General features: G+C 67.4%; 3 protein-coding genes. 1 reads left to right on the top strand and 2 read right to left on the bottom strand.

From position 1 onward, the window contains the following. The coding region (glpK, locus tag QOC69_RS07655; protein WP_526437993.1) for a glycerol kinase GlpK at positions 1-1421 on the top strand (1421 nt) is incomplete at its 5' end. A 51-nt stretch (positions 1422-1472) separates the two neighbouring features. Here the strand turns inward: glpK and QOC69_RS07650 are convergent. Further along, on the bottom strand, positions 1473-2327 hold the full coding sequence (locus tag QOC69_RS07650) for an aldo/keto reductase (RefSeq protein WP_526437991.1): 855 nt from the start codon (positions 2325-2327) through the stop codon (positions 1473-1475). A gap of 79 nt (positions 2328-2406) precedes the next feature. After that, on the bottom strand, positions 2407-2724 hold a 318-nt coding region (locus QOC69_RS07645), incomplete at its 5' end, for a PadR family transcriptional regulator (RefSeq protein ID WP_526437989.1).

Raw genomic sequence — 2724 nt, 5'->3', positions numbered from 1 at the left:
AGCACGAACAGATCCTGCCGAAGCCGGGCTGGGTCGAGCACAACCCGGTGGAGATCTGGGAGCGCACCTCGTCGGTGATCATGTCGGCGCTCAACAAGACCAACCTGTCGTCAGGCGACCTCGCCGCCCTCGGCATCACCAACCAGCGGGAGACGGCGCTGGTGTGGAACAAGCGAACCGGACGGCCGTACCACAACGCCATCGTCTGGCAGGACACCAGGACCGACCGGATCGCCGCCGCACTCGACCGCGACGAACGAGGTGACGTGATCCGCCGCAAGGCGGGCCTGCCGCCCGCGACCTACTTCTCCGCGGGCAAGGTGCAGTGGATCCTCGAGAACGTCGACGGCGTCCGCGCCGATGCCGAGAAGGGCGACGCGATCTTCGGCACGCCCGACACGTGGGTGCTGTGGAATCTCACGGGCGGGTCGCGCGGCGGCGTGCACGTCACCGACGTGACCAACGCCAGCCGCACCATGCTGATGAATCTGGAGACCCTGGACTGGGACGAGGAGTTGTTGTCGTTCTTCGGGATTCCGCGCCAGATGCTGCCGCAGATCAAGCCGTCGTCGTACCCGCAGACCTATGGTGAGACGCTCGACAACGGCCCGCTTGGGGGAAGCGTGCCGTTGACCGGCATCCTCGGGGATCAGCAGGCCGCCATGGTCGGCCAGGTGTGCCTGACCGCGGGCGAGGCCAAGAACACCTACGGCACAGGCAATTTCCTGCTGCTCAACACCGGCGAGAAGATGGTGCGGTCGGAGAACGGGCTCCTGACCACCGTCTGCTATCAGTTCGGTGACGCCAAACCCGTTTACGCACTTGAGGGTTCGATCGCCGTCACGGGATCGGCCGTGCAGTGGCTGCGGGATCAGCTGGGCATCATCAGCGGCGCCGCCCAGAGTGAGGCGCTGGCGCGGCAGGTCTCCGACAACGGCGGCGTCTACTTCGTGCCTGCGTTCTCGGGGTTGTTCGCCCCGTATTGGCGATCGGATGCCCGCGGCGCGATCGTGGGGCTTTCGCGGTTCAACACCAACGCGCACCTGGCCCGCGCGACGCTGGAGGCGATCTGCTACCAGAGCCGTGACGTCGTCGACGCGATGGAAGCCGACTCCGGCGTGCACCTTGAGGTGCTGAAGGTCGACGGCGGCATCACCGCCAACGACCTGTGCATGCAGATCCAGTCCGACGTGCTCGGCGTCGACGTGGTGAAGCCGGTCGTCGCGGAGACCACCGCGCTGGGCGCGGCCTACGCCGCCGGCCTGGCCGTCGGATTCTGGGCCAGCCCCGATGATCTGCGGGCCAACTGGCAGGAGGGCAAGCGCTGGTCGCCGCAGTGGGGCGACGACGAACGCGCCACCGGCTACGCGGGTTGGCAGAAGGCGGTGAAGCGAACTCTCGACTGGGTCGACGTCGAGTGATTTGTGAGCGCTTCCGTTCGCGCAGCGATCGTTTGCGCGCCCAAATCGCAACTAGTGGGTGAAGTCGGCGGGCAGTTCGATGTCGGCGACGGCCAGGTTCTCCTCGAGGTGCTGCACCGACGACGTGCCGGGGATCAGCAGCACGTTGGGCGCCACCCCCAGCGTCCACGCGAGCGCGATCTGCGCAGGGGTGCAACCGAGGTCGGTGGCCGCCTGCTTGACGGCGGGATTGCCCAGCACCGGGTTGTCGGCCGAGAAGCCCGACCCCAGCGGGAAGAACGGTACGAACGCGATGCCGTGTTCAGTGCAGGCGTCGAGCACCGGTTGCGACGTGCGGTCGACGAGGTTGTACGCGTTCTGTACGCAGACGATCGCGGTGCGGTCCAAGGCGATTCGCAGGTGCTCGGGCACGATGCTGCTCAGCCCGATGCCGTCGATGAGGCCGTCGTCGCGCGCGGTGATCATGGCGGTCAGCTGCCGGTCGAACAACTCGTGGTCTACCTCGCCGGGCGCGCTGGGATCCGCACTCATCACGCGCAGATTTACCGCGGCGAGCCGGTCCGTGCCGAGGGTTTGGAGGTTCTTCTCGATGTCGGCCCTCAGATCGGCGGGCTCGTGCGCCGGAACCCAGGCGCCCTTGTCGTCGCGCCGCGCGCCGACCTTGCTGACCAGCGCGAGGTTCTCCGGATACGGGTGCAGCGCCTCGCGGATGAGTTCGTTTGAGACGTCGGGACCGTAGAACTGTGCGGTGTCGATGTGGTTGACACCCAGCTCGACGGCCCGTCTCAGCACTGCCAGCGCCTGATCGCGGTCACGCGGCGGGCCGAAGACACCGGGCCCGGGGAGCTGCATGGCGCCGAATCCGACGCGGCTGACGGTGTATTGGCCGAGCTGAAAGGTCGTCATTGGCTCAGGCTAGCGACGTCGCGACCTCGGCGCGGTTCCGTTCGCTGAGCGACGGAAACCGCGCCGAAATCGCTGACGGTTACTCGGACTCGCCGAGGATCTGGTAGATCTCGCGGCGGGCGTTGTTGACGATGTCGATGATGCGCTGCTGCTGCTCAGCCGTGGCGGCGTGTGCCGACTGGGCGACTGCGCCCATCAGTTGGCCGACCGCGCTGCGCAGGCTCACCGCGCCGGGGTCGGCGCCTTGGGTGATCTCGTCCCATGGTGCGGTCTCGATGCCGTCGGCCGCGGTGCGGCCGGCATCGGTGAGCTCGAAGAGCTTCTTGCTGCCGTCGGACTCGGTCGCGACGATCAGGCCCTCGTCGACCAGCAGTTGCAGCGTCGGGTACACCGAGCC

This window comes from Mycobacterium sp., assembly GCF_032162105.1.
In the GTDB taxonomy this organism is placed as follows: domain Bacteria; phylum Actinomycetota; class Actinomycetes; order Mycobacteriales; family Mycobacteriaceae; genus Mycobacterium.
The sequence above is the reverse complement of the archived record's forward strand: the minus strand, read 5'-3'. Positions and strand labels throughout refer to the sequence as shown.